Consider the following 21,614-nt stretch of genomic DNA (forward strand, 5'->3'; position numbering starts at 1 on the left):
CGAGCGCGGCCCGCTGCCGCCGCTCCTCCGGCGACGCCCCGTCGCGGCGCCGCTGCAGGGCGGCCCGGCCCCGACCGCGACCGCCCAGGGCCGCGTCGACGCCCGCTCCACCAGCGGCATCGGCACCAGCACCCGCTCGCCCGGAGCGCCGCTCAGCAGCAGCTCGACCGCCCGGCGGCCCATCTCCTCGTGCGGCAGCGCCACGGTCGTCAGCCCGGGGCGGAGGTAGGCGGCCAGCTCGTCGTCGTCGAACGACACCACGGCGACGTCGCCGGGGATCGAGAGCCCCGCCTCCGCGACCGCCTGGTAGGCCGCCTCACGCCGAGCGGCTTCGGGCACGACGGCGCGGGCGGACAGGTCGCCTGCGCCGACCCGGACGCGGGAGTCGGCTTCGCGTTCCTCACCAACCGGATGGAGGGGGTCGGCGACGTGCGCGCGACCCGCGTCGTCGAGGCGCTCGCGACCGCGCTGCGACTGCCCGCTCCGCGCGGACTCTGACCCCTCCGCCCCACCGTCGTCAAGGGGTGGGGCGCCCGGTCGGCGCCGTCCTAGCGTCGGGGGACGGGCCGACCGGAGGGGCGGTCCGGGATCCAGGGGAAGGCGAGATGCAGAAGCTGTACTACGCGAGCGGATTCGTGCTGCTGGGTGACGAGGTGTGCTCGGCGGTCGTCGAGTACGCGCAGGCGCTGGCGAACGTGGGGAAGTCGGACCTGGTCGTGGTGCCGTCGCTCTCGGACGAGGGGCTGCGCGGCGAGACCCGTCTCCTGGTCGGACCGGCCAGCCAGCTCTTCACCAGCCCGGCGCTCGACCGCGGCGTCGACCTCGACGATCCGGAGGCGGTGGAGTCGATGCGCGAGAAGACCCGACGGCTCCAGCCCGCGCGGCCGACCGTGCAGCCGCGCGGCGAGGGCGACGACAGCGAGGACGACGGCGGGACCGACTACCTCTGACGCCTCAGGTGTCGAGCGTGGTGCTGGGGCGCTCGCCGAAGCGGTGGGCGTACGAGGCCGAGAACCGGCCGAGGTGCGCGAAGCCCCAGCGCCGTGCGACCTCGCTGATGCTGACGACTCCGGACTCGCCCGCCCGCAGCTCCTTCTGCACGCCGTCCAGCCGGATCCGCCGCAGGTAGTCGACCGCGGTGAAGCCGAACTCGCGCCGGAACTCGGTCTGCAGCGTCCGCAGGCCGATGCCCGCCGCGTCGGCGATCTGCTCGGTCCGGAGCGGCTCGTGGGCGTGCTCGTACATGTACTCGATCGCCTGGCGGAGGCGCCCCGAGCGGGGTACTCGGAGGTCGCCGGGGGTGTCCAGCGTCGAGTGCGGGAAGGTCTCGAGCAGGGCGACGGCGACCGCGCGGTCGGCCTCGCGGCGCAGCAGCGGCGAGCTGTCGGCGTCGTAGATCACCCGGGCGACCGTCGCGACGGTCGCCGACCAGCGCCGCAGCGCCGCGCCCTCGGGCCGTGAGGTCGTGTCGAAGAGGAGGGGGCCGCGGGTGCCCTCGACCTCCTCCGCGATGCCCTCGAGGTACGCGCCGTCGAAGTGGATGAGGTTCTGGCGGTAGTCGTGGAACTCGAACCGGCTGGGGCGGTCGTTGACGAAGATCGCCGGCTTCCCGAATCCGAGGGTCACCGCGTCGCCGTCGAGATCGGTGACGCCCGCGCCGGCGGTCAGCCACGAGACGACGTACTCGCCCTCGGTCTGGATCGAGCCCTGCACGGAGCCGGCGAACTGGCTGCCGCGGAGCGTCACATCGCCGTCGCCGACGGAGGTGTAGCGGTACGAGAAGTCCTCGCCGGGCTCGACGACGAAGCGGTGCCCGTTGTACGACTGCTCGAAGAGGGCCCGCGCCTGCTCGATGTCACGCCCTCCGATGTCGGAGCGCATGACCTCGTCCTTCTCGTTCATCCCGATCAGGGTTGCACGAGGAGCGCTCCTCACCGCGTGCCCCGAACGGGGAATTCGTTAAGCGGATAAACCAGTCGCGGGTCCGGCGGCGCGGGTCATGGCCTGGACGGTCGCCGCGTGGAACTGCGTGAGCAGCACCACGGTGTGCCGCGCTCCGGCTTCCACGGCGAGCGAGAAGGTGGCGCCCGCCGGAGTGGCCCGCCAGGAGCGGATGTCGCGGGTGCCGACGCGGGTCGAGTCGCCGGTGCCGGCGCTCCGCAGCACCAGGGAGTCGGGCAGCACGCAGAGCGCGCCCGTCACACCGTCGACAGTGGAGGAGCACTCGAAGCCCGCGTCGTCGTGCACCGCACCGGCGAGCTCGACGAAGTCGGTGACCTCCATCGGCTCGTCGTCGTCGCGCCTGGACACGGCGCGCTCAGGCAGCGTGCGTGAGCCCGGAGGACTCGGGCTGCTGCGCCGGCTCGGTGACGATCCGCAGGCCCCGGCCGCTGTTGGCCTCCTCCATCAGTGCGCGCACCCAGGTGGCGTTGATCGCCGGCATGCGGCTTCCGTGGAACGAGAACTGGAGGGGGATGGTCGGGTGCAGCCAGAGCGTCTGGCGTCCGGTGCCGTGCGCGCTCGAGGCGTCGAGCTGGAAGGCGAACGCCTCGTCGCGGCGGAACTTGTTGATCATGACGATCTGGAGGTGCGCGAGCGCGCGGTCGTCGATCTCGTGCGAGGTGGGGGGAGTGCCGTAGAGGAGAGCGCCCATGGTGCGTGCCGCCGTTCTGTGCTGTGTCGCGGGTGCCGACCGCGACGGTGAGGTGCCCCGGCGAGTGCCGCCGGGAGGGGGAGTGCGAGATGGTGGGGGGTGTTCGTGGGGAGCAGGACCCGGGGTGTGCTGTGCCGCCGAGTCGAGTGTCCGGAGTGTCGAGCCGGGGGTGCCGGGCTCCGGGATGTCGAGTCCGGATGCCGTCGCGCCGAGCCGTCGATCCCCGCTGACGCCTGCTCTGCAGGCCCGTGGAGTCGGGCGGTCGGGCCGTCCCTCCGGCTGTTCTCCGAAAGTACGCCCCTCGTTCGGAGGGCACGTGCCGCTATCCGTAATGCGAAGCAGTGGCCCCGGCCGCCGGACGGACTCCCAGCCGGGCGACTCCGGGGCTCAGTTGCGGGGTGCCGCCGGTGGGCGGTGCGGCTGCGTCGAGACGGCGCGCTCGTGCGCGAGACGCCGTCTCGACGGCGGTGTGTCGGGCGGGCCGGCGGTGTCTCGGCGGGGCGTGTGGAGCGGGAGGAGGCGCGACGGTGCGCTCACTGGACAGGGCGTGCGGCTCCGTCGAGACGCCGCGCTCGTGCGCGAGACGCCGTCTCCGCGGCGGTGTCTCGGCGTGTGCGGGAGCGGGAGGGTGCGCTCCTTCGCGAGTCGTCGCGCCGCCGCTCCGGCGGGGGCGCCGGCTCAGAAGGCGTAGCGGACGCGGCAGTAGGGGAGGCGCTCGGCGAGGAGGGCGCGGAAGCGGTCGAGGGCGGCGCGCTTGAGGTCGCGTCGGTAGCGGATGTTGACGGCGCCGTTCTCGGAGACCTTCTGCTCCTGGCGGCCAGGCTGCCAGAGCAGCGACTCCGCCTTGGGGTGCCAGCCGAGGTTCACCTCGTGCAGGCCCTCGTTGTGGGTGAGGAGGATCACCTCGGCCGCGAGCTGCGCCTTCGCCCGCGGGTGGAGGGCGGCGTCGAGCTGGTCGAAGAGCTCGGTCCAGTCCTGCTGCCAGGTCTCGGTGAGGATCACCGGCGAGAAGTTGACGTGCACCTCGTAGCCGGCGTCGACGAAGTCGTTGATCGCCGCGATCCGCTCGGCCATCGGCGAGGTGCGGATATCGGTGACCTTCGCTGTCTCGGCGGGCATCAGCGAGAAGCGGATGCGCGTGCGCCCGAGCGGGTCCCACTCGAGGAGCTCGCGGTTGACGTACTTGGTCGCGAAGGACGCCTTGGCGGTGGGCGACATCCGGAACAGCTCGCAGAGGTCGCGGACGTTCTCGCTCAGCAGCGCATCGACGGAGCAGTCGCTGTTCTCGCCGATGTCGTAGACCCAGGCCTCCGGGTCGCACTGGTTCGCCTCGGCCTTGGGGCCCTGCTTGGCGATGTGCCGGGCCAGGTGGCGCTGGATCTGCTCGACGTTCGTGAAGAGCGTGATCGGGTTGCTGTAGCCCTTCCTCCGCGGCACGTAGCAGTAGACGCACGCCATGGCGCAGCCGTTGGCGGTGGAGGGGGCGATGAAGTCGGCCGAGCGGCCGTTCGGGCGCGTGACGAGCGACTTCTTCACCCCGAGCACGAGCGCCTCCGTCTTGATGCGCACCCAGCGCGCGACGTTCGCCTCGTCGCCGTGCACCTCCGGGATCAGCCAGTGCGACTCGACGGGAACGATCTCGGCGCCCGGCCATCGCGCCACGACCTCCTGCCCGCGGGGCAGCTCGAGCGCGGCCGGCTCGGCGTAGATCCGCCGGATGTCGAGCAGGCGCCGCTCGCGGACCGGCGCGGACGCGGGGTTCGGAGCGGTGTCGGACATGAGTCCGTTCTACCGGCGACCACCGACATCCGCTGGGGCGGGGCCGTTGCCCGGCGCGCAGGTCCTCCGCCCGCATGCGGGCACCGTTCCGCCGCTCCCTCAGGATGGAGGCATGCCCTCCTCCGCCGACCGCTTCCGCCGCGCCGCCGTCGAGCTCGCGCAGACCTCCGAGCAGCAGGTCGAGTGGGCGCTCGCCGTCGCGGAGGATGCGCGCCTCCTCGCCCTGATCGACGAGCTGCCCGCGCAGCACCGGCAGCCGTCCCTGCTCTTCTCGGTCGCGCGGCTGCTCGGCGTGCCCGACGTCGACGGCGCCGGATTCGCCGCGTGGCTCCGGAGCGAGTGGGCGCGGGTGGCGCCGGTGGCGGCGGAGCGGAGGACGCAGACCAACGAGGCGCTGCGGTGCGCGCCCCTGGTCGCGGCGCTGGAGCGGATCACGGAGCCCGGTGAGCCGGTGGCGCTCGTCGAGATCGGCGCCTCCGCAGGGCTCTGCCTGGCGCCGGAGCGGTACTCCTACGCCGTCACGGCGAGCGACGGCGAGACGCGGCTCGGGTCGGGCGCGCCTCTGCTGCGGTGCGCAGTGAGCGGAGGCGAGGCGCCGGGGCGGCTGCCGGTCGTCGCGTGGCGCCGGGGGCTCGACCTGGCGCCGCTCGACGTCCGCTCGCCCGAGGACGTCGCCTGGTTGGAGGCACTGCTCCCGCCCGACCGCCCGGAGCGGACCGCGCGGCTCCGCTCGGCCGTGGAGACTCTGCAGGACGACCCTCCCACGATCGTCGCGGGCGATGCGGCCGCCGAGCTGCCCGCCCTGCTCGACGCGGTGCCGCCGGGTCTGCGGACGGTCGTCGTCTCGCTCGGGACCCTGGTCTACCTGCCATGGGCCGCGCGCGAGAGCGTCCTGGCGACGGTCGCCGATCGCGGCGCGAGCCTGGTGACGCTCGAGGCGGAGGCGCTGCTCCCGCACCTCGTCGCCGCGCGCGGGGACCGCACGGCTCCCGAGCCGACCCCGTTCCTGCTCGCCGCCGACGGCGTCCCGCTCGCGAGCGCGGCCGCCCACGGCGGCACCCTCTCCTGGCTGGCCTGAGCCGCGCTCCCGCGCCGGGTGCGGGGTGACCGGAGCCCGGGGAGGTGCCCGGTGCCCGGTGCCCGGTGCCCGCTCCGTCCCGATCCTCCGCCCACTGTTCAAGAGTCGTCGCACTCGGCGTCGACTGCGACGACTCCTGGACTCTCGCGGAGGAGCGAGCGTCGAAGCCCGAAGCCCGAAGCCCGAAGCCCAACGCGCAGCGACCAGCGCTCTGAGCTCAGGCGCTCGGCCCGATCGTCCGCCCACTGTTCAAGAGTTGTCGCACTCGGCGTCGAGTGCGACAACTCCTGGACTCTCGCGGAGGGGAGGACGGCCGAGCGCAGGACTCAGAGCTCAGAGCCAGAGCTCCCAGCGTCCAGCGTCCAGCGCCCAGCGCCCAGCGCTCCAGCGCCCTACAGTCCGTCGACGACGAGCTGCGTCGCGCGCGGGACGTACGAGGTGTTCGTCGTCGGGTCCCAGCCCACGAGCGCGACCGCGTCGCCGCCGACGCGCGCGGTGATGCCCACGAGCGAGAACGGCTTGCCGCCCACGGCTCCGGACACCTTCCAGCCGAGCGTCTCGTCGGCGCCGGTCAGCGTCTGCTCGGTGCGCTCGACGGTCGTCTCGACCGGCACGCCCTGCATGGCGAAGAGCGTCGAGCCGGAGGCGCAGCGCGATGTCGCGTCGGTGGCGCTCGCGAGGAGCGAGGCGGCCGCGTCGGCGGTGCCGGTGCTCGACACGACGGCGGTCATGGAGCGGTCGGCGCTGGTGCCGTACGAGAGTCCGGCGGCGGGCTGCGCGGTGTCCCAGCCCAGGCCGAACGGCGAGAGGCAGCTCGCGTCGGTCGCGGTGAGGCCGGGGTAGATCGAGTCGAGCATCTCCTGGATGCTCGCGTACTCGCCGGGCACGAACTGCACGCCGGTCAGCACGGCGGCCACCTGCTCGCCGGTTTTCTGAGCGGTGTCGGCGGCAGGGGCGGCGGCCGTCGCGGTGGCGGACGGGGCGGCCGACGACGAGGGGAGCGTCGGAGTGAACGGGCGGAGGGTCGATCCGCTCGTCGCGGTCCCCGCGCAGCCCGAGAGGGCGAGCAGCAGCGCGCCTCCGATCAGAGTCGTGCGCAGCAGTGTCTTGGACATCATGTCTCCCCCTTCGCCCGCCGGCGCCGCACCGGGGCGCCTGAGGCTAGCAGAGCCCCGCGTCCCGGAGGCGGCCGGGCACCGCCCGCAGGACGGAGGCGGCCCGGTGGCACCCGCAGACCGGAGGCGGTCCGGCAGCGCGTGCGGATCGGAGTCGGCCCGGCCCCGCCCGCACGACGAAGCCCGGAACCCCGACCCCACGCCTCCGACGGCCGCTCCCGCCGCCTCCGCTCCGCAGCTCAGATCTCCGTGTGCCCGAGCTCGGCTCCCGCGAGCAGGCGGATCTCCGGCTCGGCGATGCCCTCCAGCTCCAGCACCACGACGCGATTGCGGCCGGTGCGGGTGACCGGCGAGGGGACGATCAGCGTCCGCTGCGGTCCGCGGCGCCAGTAGCGTCCGAGGAGGAAGCCGTTCACCCAGACCAGGCCCTTGCCCCAGTGCAGCGTGTCCACGTACAGGTCGGCCTGCTCGTCGAGGTCGAACGAGCCGGAGGCGAGCTGCGGTCCGGCCGAGAACGCCGGCGCCGCGACGGCCAGGTCGGGGAGGCACTCCAGCGCGAGGGCACGCGCCGCCCAGCCGGTCAGCGGGGCGCCGTCGAGCGTCACGCCTCCGATCAGGCCCTTGTGCTCGCCGATGCGCGAGCCGTAGTTCACCCGGCCCTGGTTCTCGACCAGGATCGCGAGCTCGCCGCGTCCGCTCGGCAGAGTCAGCGCCCGCTCGTGGTGGTCGCGCGCCAGCACGCCCACCGGCACGCCGTCCAGCAGCACCCAGGCGCGGTCGCGCACCTCCTCGCCCACCACGAGGCGGGCCGGAGCGGAGGAGCCGTCGAGCGTCGTCGTGAAGAGCACGAAGCCGTCGTCGTGGCCGAGGTCGTCGAAGCTGGCCATCGCGTCGAGGTGCGCGGCCGGTCCGAACGCCTGGCCGAGGCCGAGGAGCGCCGGGCCGGGGACGAGCGGAGCGGTCAGGGCGGGGGCCGGCGGGCGCACCGCGGGCACCTCCTCCGGCACCGGCGCGTAGCGCGCGATGACGTCGCGGAACGCCCAGAACTTCGCGGTCGGGTCGCCGCCCTCGTCGAGCGGGGCGTCGTAGTCGTAGCTCGTCGTGATCGCGGCGTAGCGGCCCTTGTCGTTCGCGCCGCTGGTCAGGCCGAAGTTGGTGCCGCCGTGGAACATGTAGATGTTGACCGAGCCGCCGGCCGCGAGCAGGGTGTCGAGCTCCTGGGCGGAGGCGTCGGCGTCCGTCGTGTGGTGCTGGGTGCCCCAGTCGTCGAACCAGCCGCACCAGAACTCCATGCACATCAGCGGGCCGGTGGGCTGGAACTCGCGCAGCGTCGCGAGGCGCTCCGTGGTCCGCGAGCCGAACGAGCCGGTGAGGTGCAGGCCCGGCAGGCTGCCGTCGGCGAGCATCTGCGGAGTGGGCTGGTCGATGGTGGTCAGCGGGACCGTGATGCCGGAGTCGCGGGTCACCCGCACGAGCTCGGCCAGGTACTCCTTGTCGGAGCCGTACGCGCCGTACTCGTTCTCGATCTGCACGAGGACCACGGGCCCGCCGGCGTCGATCTGGCGCGGGGCCACGATCGAGTACACGCGACGCAGGTAGTCGCTGACCGCGGCGAGGTAGTTCGGCTCCGAGCGGCGCACGCCCACCTCGGGGTCGCGGAAGAGCCAGGCCGGGAGGGCGCCGTTGTCCCACTCCGCGCAGATGTAGGGGCCGGGGCGCACGATCGCGTGCATGCCCTCGGCGGCGATCAGGTCGAGGAAGCGGCCCAGGTCGAGCCCGGCGTCCTCGCGCCACTCGCCGCGGCGCGGCTCGTGCGCGTTCCAGGCGACGTAGGTCTCGATGGTGTTCAGGCCCATCAGGCGGGCCTTGCGGATCCGGTCGGCCCAGAGGTCCGGGTGGATGCGGAAGTAGTGCAGCGCCCCCGACAGGATGCGGTGCGGGCGGCCGTCGAGCTCGAAGTCGACGGTGCCGATGGCGAAGCGGCTCTCGGGAGCGGTGGTCATCTGGATCCCCCTCAGGATCGGTGCCCGGAGTGTCCGAGCGTGAGAACGACGCGGGGCCGACCGGAGCGATCCGGCCGGCCCCGCGTCGAGCAGTGGTGCTACTCCGAGACGGTGAAGCCCTGCGCGTTGCCGTACTGGACGAGCTTGCTCTGCCAGTCGGCGAGGCCCTGGTCGAGGCTGGTGCCGTTGGCGTACGCCTGGCCGACGGTGTCGCCGAAGACGCTGTTCGCGTAGACCTGGTAGGGCAGGTACGACCAGCCGGAGCGGACGTCCTTCGAGGCCTGGGTCAGCACCTCGTTGATCTTCTGGCCGCCGAAGTACTCCGACTCCTGACCGGTGAAGTCCGAGCTGTCGAGGTCGGCCGTGGTCGACGGGAATCCGCCGCTCTGCAGGAAGACGTCGACCGAGGCCTGGTCGCTGTTCAGCCAGCGCAGGAACGCGGCGGCCAGCGCCGGGTTCTCGCTCTGCTTGGTGACGGACTGGCCGCCACCGCCGTTCTCGGCGCTGACGGCGGTGCCGTCGTAGGTCGGGATCGGCGCGACGGCCCAGTCGCCGGAGGCGTCGGGGACGCTGGACTCCAGCACGCCGGGCATCCAGGCGCCGGTCACCAGGGAGGCGATGGAGCCGTCGGCGAGGCCCTTGTACCACTCGTCGCCCCAGGCGGGGGTGTCCGAGAGCAGCTTCTTCTCGACGAGCTGGTTCCAGACGCCGGTCCACTTGGCGGTGCCCTCGTCGGCGAGGTCGATCTTCACGTCCGTGCCGTCGGTGGTGAACGGCTCGCCGCCCGCCTGCCAGATCATGCTGGTCGCGAAGCCGGCGTCGCCGGTGTCGGCGGTGATGTACTTCGACGGGTCGGCGGTGTGCAGCTTCTCGGCCGCGGCGACGTACTCGTCCCAGGTGGCGGGGACGGCGATGCCGTACTGGTCGAAGACGGTCTTGTTGTAGAACAGCGCCATGGGGCCCGAGTCCTGCGGGAGTCCGACGAGCTTGCCGTCGATGTTGACGCTGCCCCAGGTGGAGGCGGAGTACTTGTCCTCGAGGTCGCCCATGCCGTACTGCGACAGGTCGAGGAGCGAGTCCGACAGCGCGAACTGCGGCATGGCGTAGTACTCGATCTGGACGACGTCGGGGGCGCCCGAGCCGGCCTTGATCGCGTTCTCGAGCTTGGTGTACTCGTCCTTGTTGGTGCCGGCGTTGACGAGCTCGACGTCGACCTTGGGGTAGGCCTTCTCGAACGCGGCGACCTGCGCCTCGGCGCTGGGGGTCCAGCTCCAGTACGTGATCTTGCCACCGGCCTCGAGGGCGGAGTCGAGGTCGGCGGCGGAGCCGGCGCTCGTGGTCGTGCCGCCACCGGAGGTGGACGAGCAGGCCGCGAGGGAGCCGGCGGCCAGGGCCGCGACGGCCGCGACCGTCAGGGTCCGCCTGAGGGCGGAACGGGCGATCTTCATGGTGGTGTTTCCCTTCACTTCTTCGTGCTGCGGGTGCTGTGGACGGGGCAGGACGCTCCGGCCGGGGGATGGGTAGGGGGAGGGCTCAGCCCTTGACGCTGCCGGCGCTCAGACCGGACTGCCAGAAGCGCTGGAGTCCGAGGAAGGCGACGACGATGGGGATGATCGTGAGGAGCGAGCCCGTGATCACGAGGTTGTAGATCGGCTGCGCGCTGACGCCGGTGGCCTGCGCGTTCCACTGGTTGAGGCCGACGGTGAGCGGGTACCAGGTGGGGTCGCTCAGCATGATCAGCGGGAGGAAGTAGTTGTTCCAGGTCGCGACGACCGAGAACAGCAGCACGGTCACGATGCCGGGGGCGAGGAGGCGGATGGAGATGGTGAAGAAGGTGCGGAACTCGCCCGCCCCGTCCATCCGCGCCGCTTCGAGCAGCTCGGTGGGCACCGACTCCACCGCGTAGACCCACACCAGGTACAGGCCGAACGGGCTGATCAGCGAGGGGATGATGATCGCCCACGGGGTGTTGGTCAGGCCGAGCTGGCTGAACATGAGGAAGGTCGGGACGGCGAGGGCCGTGCCGGGGACCGCGATCGCTCCGAGCACCACGGCGAAGACCGCCTTGCGGCCCGTGAAGCGGAACTTCGCGAGGCCGTAGCCGGCGAGCGTGGCCAGGAGCGTCGCTCCTCCGGCGCCGACGACGACGTAGAGCAGGGTGTTGCCGAGCCAGCGGAGGAAGATCCCGTCGCGGTAGCTGAGGGTGTCGGCGATGTTCTGGAAGAAGACGAAGTCGCCGTCGAACCAGAGGCCGAAGCTCGAGAGCAGGCCGGCCTGCGTCTTCGTCGCGTTGATGACCAGCCAGGCCAGCGGCACGAGGCTGTAGAGGATGAAGACCGACATCAGCAGGGTGAAGGCGATCGACTTCTTGGGCTGCACCGAGGAGCCGCGGCGGGCGGCCGGGCGCTTCGGGGCGCGGGCGGGCGTCCGGGGAGCGGTCGCGAGGGCCATCAGTTCTCCTTCCGCGCGCCGCGGAGCTGCACGACGTAGGCGATCACCGCGGTGATCACGCCCATGACGATGGCGACCGTGGCCGACGCGTTGTACTGCTGACCGGCGAAGGACAGGTTGTAGGCGTACATGTTCGGGGTGAAGTAGGTGGTGATGATGTTCGGCGCCAGCGTCCGGAGGATGTTCGGCTCGTTGAACAGCTGGAAGCTGCCGATGATCGAGAAGATCGTGGCGATGACGATCGCGCCGCGCAGGGCGGGAAGCTTGATCGAGCGGATGACGCGCATCGGGCCGGCGCCGTCGATCTCGGCCGCCTCGTAGAGCTCGCCGGGGATCGTCTTCAGCGCGGAGTAGAAGATGAGCATGTTGTAGCCCACGAACTCCCACGTGACGATGTTGCCGATCGAGGCGAGGATCCAGTCGCGCGAGAAGGGCTGGACGACGTCGGAGCCGAGCAGGTCGTTGACGTTCGCGGCCAGGCCGAAGTTGTCGCCGTAGATGAAGCCCCACATCAGCACCGCGACGACCGCGGGGACGGCGTAGGGGAGGAAGACCACGATGCGGAAGAAGCCGGTGCCGTGGAGGCGCCCGCTGTCGATCGCGAGGGCCGCGACGAGGGCCAGCACGAGCATCACGGGTACCTGCACGACGAGGAACAGCAGGACGCGGCCGAAGCCCTCCCAGAAGTTCGGGTCGGTGAAGATAGCGGTGTAGTTCTCGAAGCCGACGAAGGAGTTGCCGCCCACCAGCTGCTCGCGGAAGAGGCTGAGGTAGATCGAGTAGACGACCGGGGCGATGAAGACCAGGAGGAAGACGACGAGGAAGGGGGCGACGAACGCCAGGCCCTTCCACTCGCTCTTCGCCCGCGACTTCGGGGCCGCGAGGGGGGACGCCGGAGGGGCGACCTCGCTCAGCGGGACGGGGGGAGACGTCGTCGTCATGGGATTCCGTTCGGGGAGTAGTGCGGGCCCGCCATGTTCACGTCAACATGGCAGAGCGTCACCGTAGCATGTCCACGTCGCCACCCGCGACTGTTCCTGCGTCACGGTTCGGCGCACGATGCACCACGGCTGACGGGCGGCGCGCTATAAAGGGAAGCCCATGTCACTCGAGACCGACCGCCCGTCCCCGTCCACCCGGCCGCGACGCGGCGTCTCGATGGCCGACGTGGCCCGGCGCGCGAACGTCTCGGGCCAGACGGTCTCGCGGGTGTCGAACGGCAAGCAGAACGTCGACGGCGAGACGCGCGAGCGGGTCCTCGAGGCGATGCGGGCCCTCGGCTACCGGCCCAACAGCGCGGCGCGGGCCCTGCGGACGGGCCGCTTCCACAGCATCGGCGTGATCATGTTCACGCTGTCCTCGTTCGGCAACATGCGCACCCTCGACGCCATCGCGATCGCGGCCGCCGATGCGGGCTACTCGATCACCCTCATCCCCGTCTCCCACCCCACCCAGGGCGAGGTGTCGGTCGCGTTCCACCGGCTGAGCGAGGAGGCGGTCGACGGCGTCATCATCATCGTCGAGGCGCACCTGCTCGACGAGGCCGACATCGTCCTCCCGCCGGACCTGCCCGTGGTGGTCGTCGACTCCGCCGGCGGCGAGAAGTACCCGGTGGTCGACACCGACCAGATGTCGGGCGCCCGCCAGGCCGTCGAGCACCTGCTCGGACTCGGCCACCGCACCGTGCACCACATCGCCGGCCCGGACCGCTCCTACTCCGCCGAGCGCCGCCACGAGGCGTGGGAGTCGACCCTGATCGAGCGCGGCGCCACGGTGCCGGAGGTGCTGGTCGGCGACTGGTCCACCGACTCCGGCTACCGCCTCGGCAAGCGGCTCGCCGCCGATCCGGAGGTCACCGCGATCTTCGCCGCCAACGACCAGATGGCGCTCGGCGTGCTGCGCGCCCTGCACGAGGCCGGACGCGCCGTGCCCGGCGAGGTGAGCGTCGCGGGCTTCGACGACATGCAGGAGTCGGCGAGCTTCTGGCCGCCTCTCACGACGGTGCGCCAGTTCTTCGGCGACACGGGCCGCCGCTCGGTCGACATCCTCCTGCGCGAGCTCGAGTCGGGCGAGCGCACCGGCGTCTCGCTCGTGCCGACCCGCCTCATCGTCCGCGAGAGCACCGGCCCGGCCCCCGCCGCCTCCTGACGCTTCCGCGGAGCCGGCCCGCGGAGCCCTCCCGCCCTTCACGCTGATCGAGGAGCCGACCCCGCCGGCGTACCGAGATCCCCTGCACCGGACCCCCTCTGCCGCACCCACGCCCCTCCCCGTGCCCGCTCGACCGCGGCGCTCGCGATACTGTGAGCCCTCTCACCCCGGACCTCCAAGGAGACGCACATGTCGGTCGGCCTGCTCGCGGTTGTCGATGACATCCTCACCGCCGCCCTGAAGGCGAGCGCCAAGACGGCGGGCGTCGTGATCGACGACGCGGCCGTCACCCCGCAGTACGTGCAGGGGCTCACGCCCGCGCGGGAGCTCCCGGTGGTCGGGCGGATCGCGCTGGGGAGCCTGTTCAACAAGTTCGTCATCATCATCCCGCTGGCGCTGCTGCTCTCGGCGTTCGCGCCGCAGGTGCTGCCGTACCTGCTCATCCTCGGCGGCGCGTTCCTCTGCTTCGAGGGGGCGGAGAAGGTGCTCGAGTGGTTCGGCGTCTCGCACGGCGGTCACGAGACGGAGGCGCGCGACGAGAAGAAGCTCGTCTTCGGCGCCATCCGCACCGACCTCATCCTGAGCACCGAGATCATGCTGATCGCGCTCGACGGCCTCGACCCCGACTTCGGGATCTGGCCCACGCTCGGCGCGCTCCTGGTCGTCGGGCTCGGGATGACCGTGCTCGTCTACGGCGCCGTCGCGCTGCTCGTGAAGATCGACGACGTGGGCCTGCGCCTGATGAAGAACGCGGCCCGCGGCGTGCGGCGCACCGGGGCGAGGATCGTCGCGTCGATGCCGGTCGTGTTCCGCGCGATCAGCATCATCGGGACGCTCGCCATGCTCTGGGTCGGCGGGCACCTCGTCGTCGCGAACCTCGCCGAGACGGTGTGGCACGGTCCGTACGACCTCGTGCACGTCGTCACCCACGCGGTTGAGGGCGCGGGCCCGGTCGTCGTGTGGCTGGCCGACACCTTCGTCTCGATGATCTTCGGCCTCGTGCTGGGTCTGGTCATCGCGGCCGTCGTGATGGGCGTCTCGCGCCTGCGCTCCCGCGACGAGACGGCCGCGGGGCACTGAGCGGGGTCTCGGTACTCCGCGTGCCGCGGCTGGTCGACCGGCATGGGGGTGCGCGGTCGCTCCACCGGCGCGGAGGTGTGCGGCCGCCCGACCGGCACGGATCCATGCTGATCGAGTAGCCCGCGCCGCGGGCGCATCGGGATCCCGCGACGTGCCGCCCCCGCAGCGCCGCTCCCGATGAACGACGGACCGCCCCCGTCCCCGGAGGGGCGGAGGCGGTCCGTGTCAAAGGGGGCGTCAGCAGCTGCGGGCCGCGTACGCTCCCGTCGCCACCGAGGTGACCTGCTCACCGTCGACCGTGCCCGTCGCGGTGACGGTGGCCTGGCCGGCCGGCACCGAGGCCGCGCGCGTGGTGAACGCGGCGCTGCCGCTCGCGCCGGGCGCGACTCCGGTGACCTGCTTCGACCCGGAGGGCGTCGCGATGGTCATCGAGACCGGCACGCCGGACTCGTTCTTCGCCGCGACGGTGAGCGTCACCTTGCCGGCGATGCAGCGGGTGGTCGCCGTGACCGCGACCGCGAGGGCGGCGGGCGCCTTCAGGGTCACCGTCACCGTCGTGGTCGAGGTGACGGAGCCGTCGGCCGCGCGGACCGCGATGGTCGCGACTCCGCCGTTCGCCGTCGTCGGCTGGGTGATCCGCACGGTGGCCGCCGAGTCGGTCGCCACTGCTCCGATCACCGGCATCGCCGTGCCCTCGACGGTGACCGCGTAGGAGGTGCGGGCCGGGTCGAACCCGGCGATGCCGGCTCCTCCGACGCGCAGGGCGCCCAGGGTGGCGACCGCGGCGGGCGAGGCGACCGACTCGTAGAGCTTGGTCTCGGCCACGATCAGGTGCGTGTTGTCGTAGGCGTTCATCACGACGCGGAAGGCCTTGGCCGTGACGGGCGCGAACGACGCGACCAGGGTCGGAGCCGTTCCGCCGGCCGGCGACGCGAGGGCCACGGCCGACTCGTAGCCGGGGACCGCGGTCCAGGTCGTGCTGTCGGCGGCCTGGTACTGCAGCTGGTAGGTCTGCGCCCAGCTGGTGCCGCCGTCGGCGAGGAACTGCACCGACACCTTCTCGACCTGGTGGGTCGAGGGGAAGGTGTAGGTCAGCGAGCTCTGCGCGGCCTTGGTGCCGTTGGTCCAGTTCGACCAGCCCTTGTCGCCGTCGACGCCGTTGCGGGTGCGCTCCGGTCCGTAGCCCGACTCCGACGACGACGCGGTCGCGACGATGCCGGCGTCCGGGTTGAAGTTGCGGAGCGTGCCCGTGGTGACGAGCACCGTGAGCGTGGCGGGGAGCGTCGCGCCGTCGGCGGTCGCCGTTCCCGAGACCGTCACCTGCCCGGCCCGGGCGAGGGAGGCGGTGGTGAGCGGCGTCCAGTCCCAGACGACCGGCACCGGGAAGGTGCTGGCCGAGGCGCCCACGCGGGCGGGGACCGTCGTCGGGGCCGAGGCCTTCACTCCGGCGACCGAGGCGCCCGCGGCGGCCGTGACCGACACGGGGTCGGTCGCGGTCAGTCCGCCGACGTCGACGAGCGCGGTGACCGTGATCGTCTGGCCGTAGAGGTCGGTCGCGGTGCCGGGCACCTCGACGCGGCCGGTCGCGCCGTACGCCGAGTCGGCGGGGCGCTGCCAGGTGACGGCGAGCGGTGCGCCGGCTCCCCAGGAGTACTGCGGGGTGATGCTCGCGGGCAGGGTCGGAGCGACGCCCGCGGTGGTGCGGACGGCGATCGTCTGGCCGGCGGTCGGCGCGAGGTCGCGGAGGGACCACGACTGGTTCGCTCCGCCGTTGGAGGTGTAGACGCCGACCGACGCGTTGTCGGCACTGGAGCCGCCGTTCACGTCGAGCGACTGGGCGATCGACTCGTTGACGAGCGAGAAGTTCACGCCGTCGGTGGTGTTGACGATCCAGCGGGTCGCGGCGGTCGTCTTCGCCGCGTCGACGGACAGCGAGCGCAGGTCGGTGCCGGCGGTCGTGGCTCCGAGCACGCGTCCGTCGCCGTTGACGAGGACGACGCGGCGGGTGGCCTCGCGCTCGCCGGCGGCGACCTCGCGGACCGTCCAGGTCTGCTTGGCGGCCGTGGCGGAATCGGTGGCGAGGCCGGTGATCGTGGTCGCGGCGCCCGAGGGGTTGCCGGTCAGGGCCTTGCCGCTCTGGGTGCCGACCAGCTGGTAGCGGTGGCCGTCGCGCAGGGCGGGGGCGGAGTCGGCGACTCCCGAGACTCCGTCGATCGAGAAGCTCGTGACCGACTTGGCGGGCACGGTGATCGTGGCGGTGCGCGAGATGCGGTCGACGCTCACCGGCGTCTTGGCGACCAGGGCGTTGCTCGTGGGAGCGGCGGCCGAGGAGGCCTTCGTGGTGACGTACGGGGTGACCGTCGCGGTGTCGGCGATGGTGCCGAAGCGGGAGAGGTCGAGCACGACGGTCTTCTCGGTCGCGGTGCTGTTGGTGTGCACGACGGTCGCGCCCGAGCCGTCGCCGCGGACGGCGGCAGTGGAGGAGCTGTCGTTGGAGGGCATCAGGTGGTCGCCCTCGTGGATGAACTTGGTGAAGTTCCGGATGGTGTTGAACTTCGAGTTCGTCTCGACGCCGCAGACCGGGGCCTTGGTGGAGTCGCCACCGGCGTCGGCGACGCGGCGGACCGACTTCCAGACCTCGGTTCCGTTCTCCTGGTACGGCTTGCAGTCCAGGTCGATGTAGACGGAGCCCCAGTTGAGGTTCTCGCCCTTGGGCTTGGGCTGCTGCATGTTGTAGTAGTCCTCGACGGGCTGCCAGAGCACCCACGCCTTGGGCTCGAGCTCGCGCAGGTCGTCGTTGATGCGGCCGGCGATGCCGAGGCCGTTCTCCATGTTGGTGGGGTCGAAGCCGGTGACCCAGTTGCCCTCGATCTCGCTCATCCACAGGTCGGTGTCGGCCTGCTTCGCGAGGTCGCGGACCTTGAGGCGGCCCGAGGTGCCGTAGGTGTGGACGTTCATCCGGTCGACCTCGGCGCGGATCGCGGCGGAGTAGGCGGCCCAGTTCGTCGCGAAGATGTCGGGGTTGGTCTCGTCCATCGCGGCGAGGCCGGCGTCGGTGGTCGAGGCGTCCAGCGCGGCGGCGACGTCGGGGATCAGACCCGCTTGGCGCGTCGGTCCGACGTGCATTCCCTCCTGGCGTCCGCCGGTCGGGACGCCGTTGGAGAGCTGCGTGCCCCAGTAGTTCGTGTTCGGCTCGTTGAAGGGGTCGAGCGTGTCGAACTCGATGCCGTACTCGTCCTCCATGTGCTCGGTGACCTTCACGAGGTACTTCGCGAACTGCTCCTCGGCGGCGGGCTTCAGCTGCTCGCTGTTCGCGTCGAAGCCGCCCGAGACGTAGCCGCTCTCGGTCATGAAGTACGGGGCGGAGTTGGAGAACGCCTCCCAGTGCGAGATCTGCTTCTCCTCGGCGAGCCTCTCGACCCACCAGCGCTGCGTCTCGTCGGCGGTCCAGTCGTAGGAGGCGGGGTCGTCCGCGTTCCACTTGGCCAGGAGCGCGTCGCGGTCGGCGAGCTTCGTGGAGGTGCCGCCGTAGGTCGACGCGTCGCCGGCCGGGTTCGGCTTCCACCAGCCCTCGACGGCGCCGCCCGGGCGGAGGTAGTCCTTCACATCGGAGGCGTTGCCGCCGCCGATGTTGTAGCGGGCGATGTTGAGGTCGAGGCCGCTGTCGCCGAAGACCTTCTGGTAGAGGTCCTCGCGGAGGGCCTCGGGATAGCCGCCGGTCGCGTTCGCGAACCAGACGAGGCTGGTGCCCCAGCCCTCGAACGCCTCACCGGCGGCGGCGGGGTTCGGCGTGATGCGGAACGCGTCCGCGGCCTGAGCGGGGGCCGCTGCGGCGGGGATCGCCAGCAGTGCTCCTGTGGCCAGGGCGGCGCTCGTGGCGAGCGCGGCGACCCTTCTGAAGGACATCGACATTGATGCGGTCTCTCTTTCGCCATCGAAATGCGGGCATGTTCACGTGAACGCGCCCTGACGGCCGACTGTACATGTTCACGTCAACAATCGGAAGGTGCTCAGGGGTGGGCGAGGCCCGCAGCGTCGAGAAGCCGGGAGTCGTCGCAGTCGGCGCCGAGTGCGACGACTCCTGGAGTGTCGTGGGCATGCGGAGGCGTGCGGCCGCGCGCCGCGACACCCCCGCGCTCAGACGCGGTGCGTCGTCTCCGGGAAGGCCTCGGGCTCGCACTGGATGGTCGCGTGGTCGATGCCGTGGCGCTCGCGGAGGACGGCGAGCACCCGCGAGAGCGCGGTGCGGTAGTCGGCGTCGGGGGCGACGACCACGTGGCCGGTGGCGCTCTCCATGCCCGAGGTGATCGTCCACACGTGCAGGTCGTGCAGCGCCAGCACGCCAGGGACGGCGCAGACGTCGCGCTCGAGTGCCGCGAGGTCGACGTGCGCGGGCGCCGACTCCATCAGGATCCCCAGCGCCTGCCGCGTCAGCGACCAGGTGCGGGGAAGGATCAGCAGCCCGATCAGCACGCCGACGATCGGATCCGCCCACGCCCAGCCGGTGGTGAGCAGCACGATCGCCGCGACGATCACGCCGATCGAGCCGAGCGCGTCGCCGAGCACCTCGAGGGAGGCTCCGCGGAGGGTGATGCTCTCCTTCGCCCCGGCCGACAGCAGGCGCAGGCTCACGAGGTTGACCGCCAGGCCCACGACGGCGGTGATCAGGAGGGGGCCGCCGGGCACCGCGGGCGGCTCGGCGAAGCGGCGGACGGCCTCGACGATCACGAACGCGGCGACCGCGAACAGAAGCAGGCCGTTGGCGAGGGCGGCCAGCACTTCGAGGCGGTAGGAGCCGTAGGTGCGGCCCTTCGCGGCGGGGCGGGCGGCGAGCGAGATCGCGGCGATCGACATCCCGAGCGCCAGCACGTCGGTGCCCATGTGCGCGGCGTCCGAGAGCAGCGCGAGCGAGCCCGTCGCGACTCCGACCGCGAACTCGACGATCATGAACGCCGCGGTCAGCACGAAGGCGGCCACGAGCGGACGCCGGTGCCGTGCGGCGGCGGAGCCGGCCGGAACGCCGTGAGAGTGGCCCATCGGCTCCTCCGATCCCTGTTCGTATAAACAGTCTTGCATGCGTTTGGAGCCGAGCGCGAGCGTCCTCAGCCGACCAGCGGGTCCAGCGCCTCGCCGAGGTAGGGCGCCAGGGTCCGGGCGTACGACTCGGTGAGGTGCCCGAGGTCGCGGTACACCTTCACTCCGCCGATCACGAGGGGGCAGCCGCGGTCGTCGCAGAACCAGCGGGTGAGGTCGACGGCGGCGGCGCCCGGCCAGCCCTCGGCGGCGGCGGCCATCAGCTCGCGGTCGGCGAAGGCCTCGTCGAGCGGCACGCTGCAGTCGGCCGCGGAGCCCGGCTCCTCGGCGCAGGCCAGCAGGGAGAGCGAGGGCAGCACCGGATTGTCGCGGATCGCGACCACCGTGGATCCGCGGGCGATCAGCGGCGCCCACGACTCGTGGAACCCGTCGATGCCGGCCTGCTCGTCGGGGGTGCCGGACGCGTCGACGAACACGGACTTCTTCGCGGAGTAGGCGGTGACGACGAGCGCATACGGCTCCTGGCCGGCGAGCTCCTCCTGCAGCTTCCTGTTCCAGACGTCGCAGGAGCGGCGGGAGGAGGCGGAGTCGTCGCGCCGCTCCGCGGTCGAGAAGACGCAGCCCGTCTTGTAGTAGGTGTGCAGGTCCCAGCCGCGCTCCTCCGCGACGCCGCGCAGCGCCGGGAAGAAGGACGCCGCATGCGAGTTGCCGATGAGCAGCACACGGAGGCCGGCGGGATCGCCGAAGCGGCACTCCTTGAGCGCGGTGCCGGAGTTGCCCGTGCTGCACTCGTCGGTGTTCAGCGCGGAGCCGTCCTCCGAGGCGTCGACGGCGGGCAGGCTCGTGGTCCAGGAGTCGGGGCAGGCGTTCGCGAGCGCCGCGGCTCCGACGCAGCCCTCGGTCGAGACGGGGAGGGCGTGCGCGCGGGTGAGGTCGGCGGCGATCGCGGCGTTCGTTCCGGTGAGGCCCGTCGCTCCGACCAGGGCGGCGACGGCCAGCAGGGCCGCCGGGGCGAGCGCGCGGAGGCGGTGCGGGCGCTCGGCGGGGGCGCGGCGGTGGAGGGGGTCCTCGAGGAAGCGCTTCGAGGCGGCGGCCAGGAGGATCGCGGCGGCGATGACGCCCAGGCCCGCCGGAGCGGTCGGGTCCTCGCCGGTGCTCTCGCGCCAGAAGACCAGGAGCGGCCAGTGCCAGAGGTAGATCCCGTAGCTCAGGCCGCCGAGCCACACGAGCGGGCGCAGGGCCAGCAGTCGGCCGACTCCGCGCTCCGGGGCGGGGCCGGTCCCGGCGACGAGCACGAGCACCGCCGAGAGGGTCGGCCAGAGCGCGGCGGTGCCGGGGAATGCGCTCGAGACCTGGAGCACGAATCCGCAGGAGACGACTCCGATCAGCCCCAGCCACCCGGCGACCGTCCGCAGGGCCGCCGGGATCGCCAGTCCCGGGAGCACGAGGGCCGCGAGCGAGCCGAGCCCGAACTCCCATGAGCGGGCGAGGGTGCTGTAGTACGCGGTCGGCTGGTCGATCCCGACCAGCACGACGGAGAACGCGAACGAGAGGACGGTGAGCGCCGCGACGAGCGCCAGCAGCAACCGCGGCAGCTGCGCGCGTCGTCGCAGCAGCACGGCGGCGAGGGTCGCGACGAGCACCAGGGCGAGCCAGATCAGGTAGAACTGCCCCTGCACCGACATCGCCCAGAAGTTCTGCACCGGCGAGTGGAAGTCGTCCTGCGCGAGGTAGTCCACTCCGGCCCGCGCGAGCGCGACGTTCTCGACGTAGAAGGTCGAGGCGAGCACCTCGGTGAAGGTCTGCAGCAGCTGCGAGGGGCGCAGGAGGAGCGGAGCGAGCGCCGCGACGACGACAAGCACCACCGCGGCCGCCGGGAAGAGCCGCGAGGCGAGCCTCCGGAGGAAGGCGATCGGACGCACGCGCCCGAACCGGCGGATCTGGCCGAGGAGGGTGAGGGTCGTGAGGAACCCGGCGATCACGAAGAAGACGTCGACGCCTCCGGAGACGCGGCCCAGCCAGATGTGGAACGTCGCGACCAGGAGGGACGCGACGGCGCGCAGTCCCTCGATCTCGGGCCGGTAGCCGGACGCGTCGGCCTTGCGCACCAGCGCGGACCGGCCGGAGGGGGCGGTGCGGGCGGAGTGGCGGGGCAACGGGTTCCTTCCGTGACGGTCGGCGGGCGGCACCCGCGTCTCGGCGTGGAGCCCAGGTAAGCATAGCCTTACCTCATCTGGCCCCGTCCATTCGCGCCAGTCGATCCGCGCCACCGA

17 protein-coding genes and 1 pseudogene are annotated in these 21,614 nt (G+C 72.2%); 5 read left to right on the forward strand and 13 right to left on the reverse strand.

The window, feature by feature from the left end:
- Positions 1-285: pseudogene (locus C5D04_RS18880) on the reverse strand (substrate-binding domain-containing protein); the annotation flags it as partial.
- Here C5D04_RS18880 and C5D04_RS18885 point away from each other — a divergent pair.
- Both C5D04_RS18885 and C5D04_RS14590 read left to right on the forward strand, forming a co-directional pair.
- A complete protein-coding gene (locus C5D04_RS18885; protein ID WP_374954391.1) occupies positions 190-498 on the forward strand; it encodes a serine hydrolase in 309 nt (102 codons plus the stop codon). The pseudogene C5D04_RS18880 and the gene C5D04_RS18885 sit on opposite strands and share 96 nt — an antisense overlap.
- A 107-nt stretch (positions 499-605) precedes the next feature.
- Positions 606-950 (forward strand): hypothetical protein, encoded by a 345-nt coding sequence (locus C5D04_RS14590; RefSeq protein WP_104223414.1) that lies wholly within the window; start codon positions 606-608, stop codon positions 948-950.
- A 4-nt stretch (positions 951-954) separates the two neighbouring features.
- On the opposite strand, the gene C5D04_RS14595 is transcribed toward C5D04_RS14590, so the two are convergent.
- The 4 genes from C5D04_RS14595 to C5D04_RS14610 all read right to left on the reverse strand — a co-directional run bounded on the left by C5D04_RS14595 (position 955) and on the right by C5D04_RS14610 (position 4,432).
- Positions 955-1,902 (reverse strand): AraC family transcriptional regulator, encoded by a 948-nt coding sequence (locus C5D04_RS14595; protein WP_104347912.1) that lies wholly within the window; start codon positions 1,900-1,902, stop codon positions 955-957.
- 57 nt (positions 1,903-1,959) lie between these two features.
- Complete coding sequence (locus C5D04_RS14600) at positions 1,960-2,310, reverse strand: hypothetical protein (protein ID WP_104258085.1); 351 nt, start codon at positions 2,308-2,310, stop codon at positions 1,960-1,962.
- 7 nt (positions 2,311-2,317) lie between these two features.
- The gene (locus C5D04_RS14605) at positions 2,318-2,653 is read right to left on the reverse strand and encodes an ATP-dependent DNA ligase (RefSeq protein ID WP_104223411.1); all 336 of its coding nucleotides are present in this window, start codon (positions 2,651-2,653) and stop codon (positions 2,318-2,320) included.
- A gap of 678 nt (positions 2,654-3,331) precedes the next feature.
- Positions 3,332-4,432: a spore photoproduct lyase family protein gene (locus C5D04_RS14610; protein ID WP_104347913.1), complete on the reverse strand. Its 1,101-nt coding sequence runs from the start codon at positions 4,430-4,432 to the stop codon at positions 3,332-3,334.
- Between the two features lie 112 nt (positions 4,433-4,544).
- Between C5D04_RS14610 and C5D04_RS14615 the strand changes: the two genes are divergently transcribed.
- Positions 4,545-5,510 carry a DUF2332 family protein gene (locus C5D04_RS14615; RefSeq protein ID WP_104234092.1) on the forward strand — a complete coding sequence of 322 codons (966 nt, stop codon included), beginning with the start codon at positions 4,545-4,547 and terminating at the stop codon, positions 5,508-5,510.
- A 392-nt stretch (positions 5,511-5,902) separates the two neighbouring features.
- On the opposite strand, the gene C5D04_RS14620 is transcribed toward C5D04_RS14615, so the two are convergent.
- The 5 genes from C5D04_RS14620 to C5D04_RS14640 all read right to left on the reverse strand — a co-directional run bounded on the left by C5D04_RS14620 (position 5,903) and on the right by C5D04_RS14640 (position 12,020).
- Positions 5,903-6,628, reverse strand: coding sequence for a hypothetical protein (locus C5D04_RS14620; RefSeq protein ID WP_146083632.1), 726 nt, complete (start codon positions 6,626-6,628; stop codon positions 5,903-5,905).
- 236 nt (positions 6,629-6,864) lie between these two features.
- Entirely contained in the window at positions 6,865-8,628 is a 1,764-nt protein-coding gene (locus tag C5D04_RS14625; protein WP_104347914.1) for a beta-galactosidase family protein, read from the reverse strand.
- A gap of 98 nt (positions 8,629-8,726) precedes the next feature.
- On the reverse strand, positions 8,727-10,076 hold the full coding sequence (locus C5D04_RS14630; RefSeq protein ID WP_104223423.1) for a sugar ABC transporter substrate-binding protein: 1,350 nt from the start codon (positions 10,074-10,076) through the stop codon (positions 8,727-8,729).
- Between the two features lie 85 nt (positions 10,077-10,161).
- A complete protein-coding gene (locus C5D04_RS14635; RefSeq protein WP_258062773.1) occupies positions 10,162-10,971 on the reverse strand; it encodes a carbohydrate ABC transporter permease in 810 nt (269 codons plus the stop codon).
- A 107-nt stretch (positions 10,972-11,078) separates the two neighbouring features.
- Positions 11,079-12,020: a carbohydrate ABC transporter permease gene (locus tag C5D04_RS14640; protein WP_104347915.1), complete on the reverse strand. Its 942-nt coding sequence runs from the start codon at positions 12,018-12,020 to the stop codon at positions 11,079-11,081.
- A gap of 160 nt (positions 12,021-12,180) precedes the next feature.
- On the opposite strand from C5D04_RS14640, the gene C5D04_RS14645 reads away from it, so the two are divergent.
- Together C5D04_RS14645 and C5D04_RS14650 are read left to right on the forward strand one after the other, a co-directional pair.
- Complete coding sequence (locus tag C5D04_RS14645) at positions 12,181-13,227, forward strand: LacI family DNA-binding transcriptional regulator (protein ID WP_146087878.1); 1,047 nt, start codon at positions 12,181-12,183, stop codon at positions 13,225-13,227.
- Between the two features lie 189 nt (positions 13,228-13,416).
- Positions 13,417-14,307, forward strand: a complete 891-nt coding sequence (locus C5D04_RS14650; protein WP_104226356.1) for a DUF808 domain-containing protein — start codon at positions 13,417-13,419, stop codon at positions 14,305-14,307.
- A 237-nt stretch (positions 14,308-14,544) separates the two neighbouring features.
- Here C5D04_RS14650 and C5D04_RS14655 read toward each other — a convergent pair whose 3' ends face one another.
- The 3 genes from C5D04_RS14655 to C5D04_RS14665 all read right to left on the reverse strand — a co-directional run bounded on the left by C5D04_RS14655 (position 14,545) and on the right by C5D04_RS14665 (position 21,497).
- Complete coding sequence (locus C5D04_RS14655; RefSeq protein WP_181137726.1) at positions 14,545-18,213, reverse strand: glycoside hydrolase; 3,669 nt, start codon at positions 18,211-18,213, stop codon at positions 14,545-14,547.
- 231 nt (positions 18,214-18,444) lie between these two features.
- On the reverse strand, positions 18,445-19,344 hold the full coding sequence (locus C5D04_RS14660) for a cation diffusion facilitator family transporter (RefSeq protein WP_104223402.1): 900 nt from the start codon (positions 19,342-19,344) through the stop codon (positions 18,445-18,447).
- 65 nt (positions 19,345-19,409) lie between these two features.
- Positions 19,410-21,497: an acyltransferase family protein gene (locus C5D04_RS14665; RefSeq protein WP_181067848.1), complete on the reverse strand. Its 2,088-nt coding sequence runs from the start codon at positions 21,495-21,497 to the stop codon at positions 19,410-19,412.
- Positions 21,498-21,614 lie beyond the last annotated feature (117 nt).

Origin of the sequence: Rathayibacter sp. AY1D2 (assembly GCF_002932695.1) — a bacterium.
Taxonomy (GTDB): domain Bacteria; phylum Actinomycetota; class Actinomycetes; order Actinomycetales; family Microbacteriaceae; genus Rathayibacter.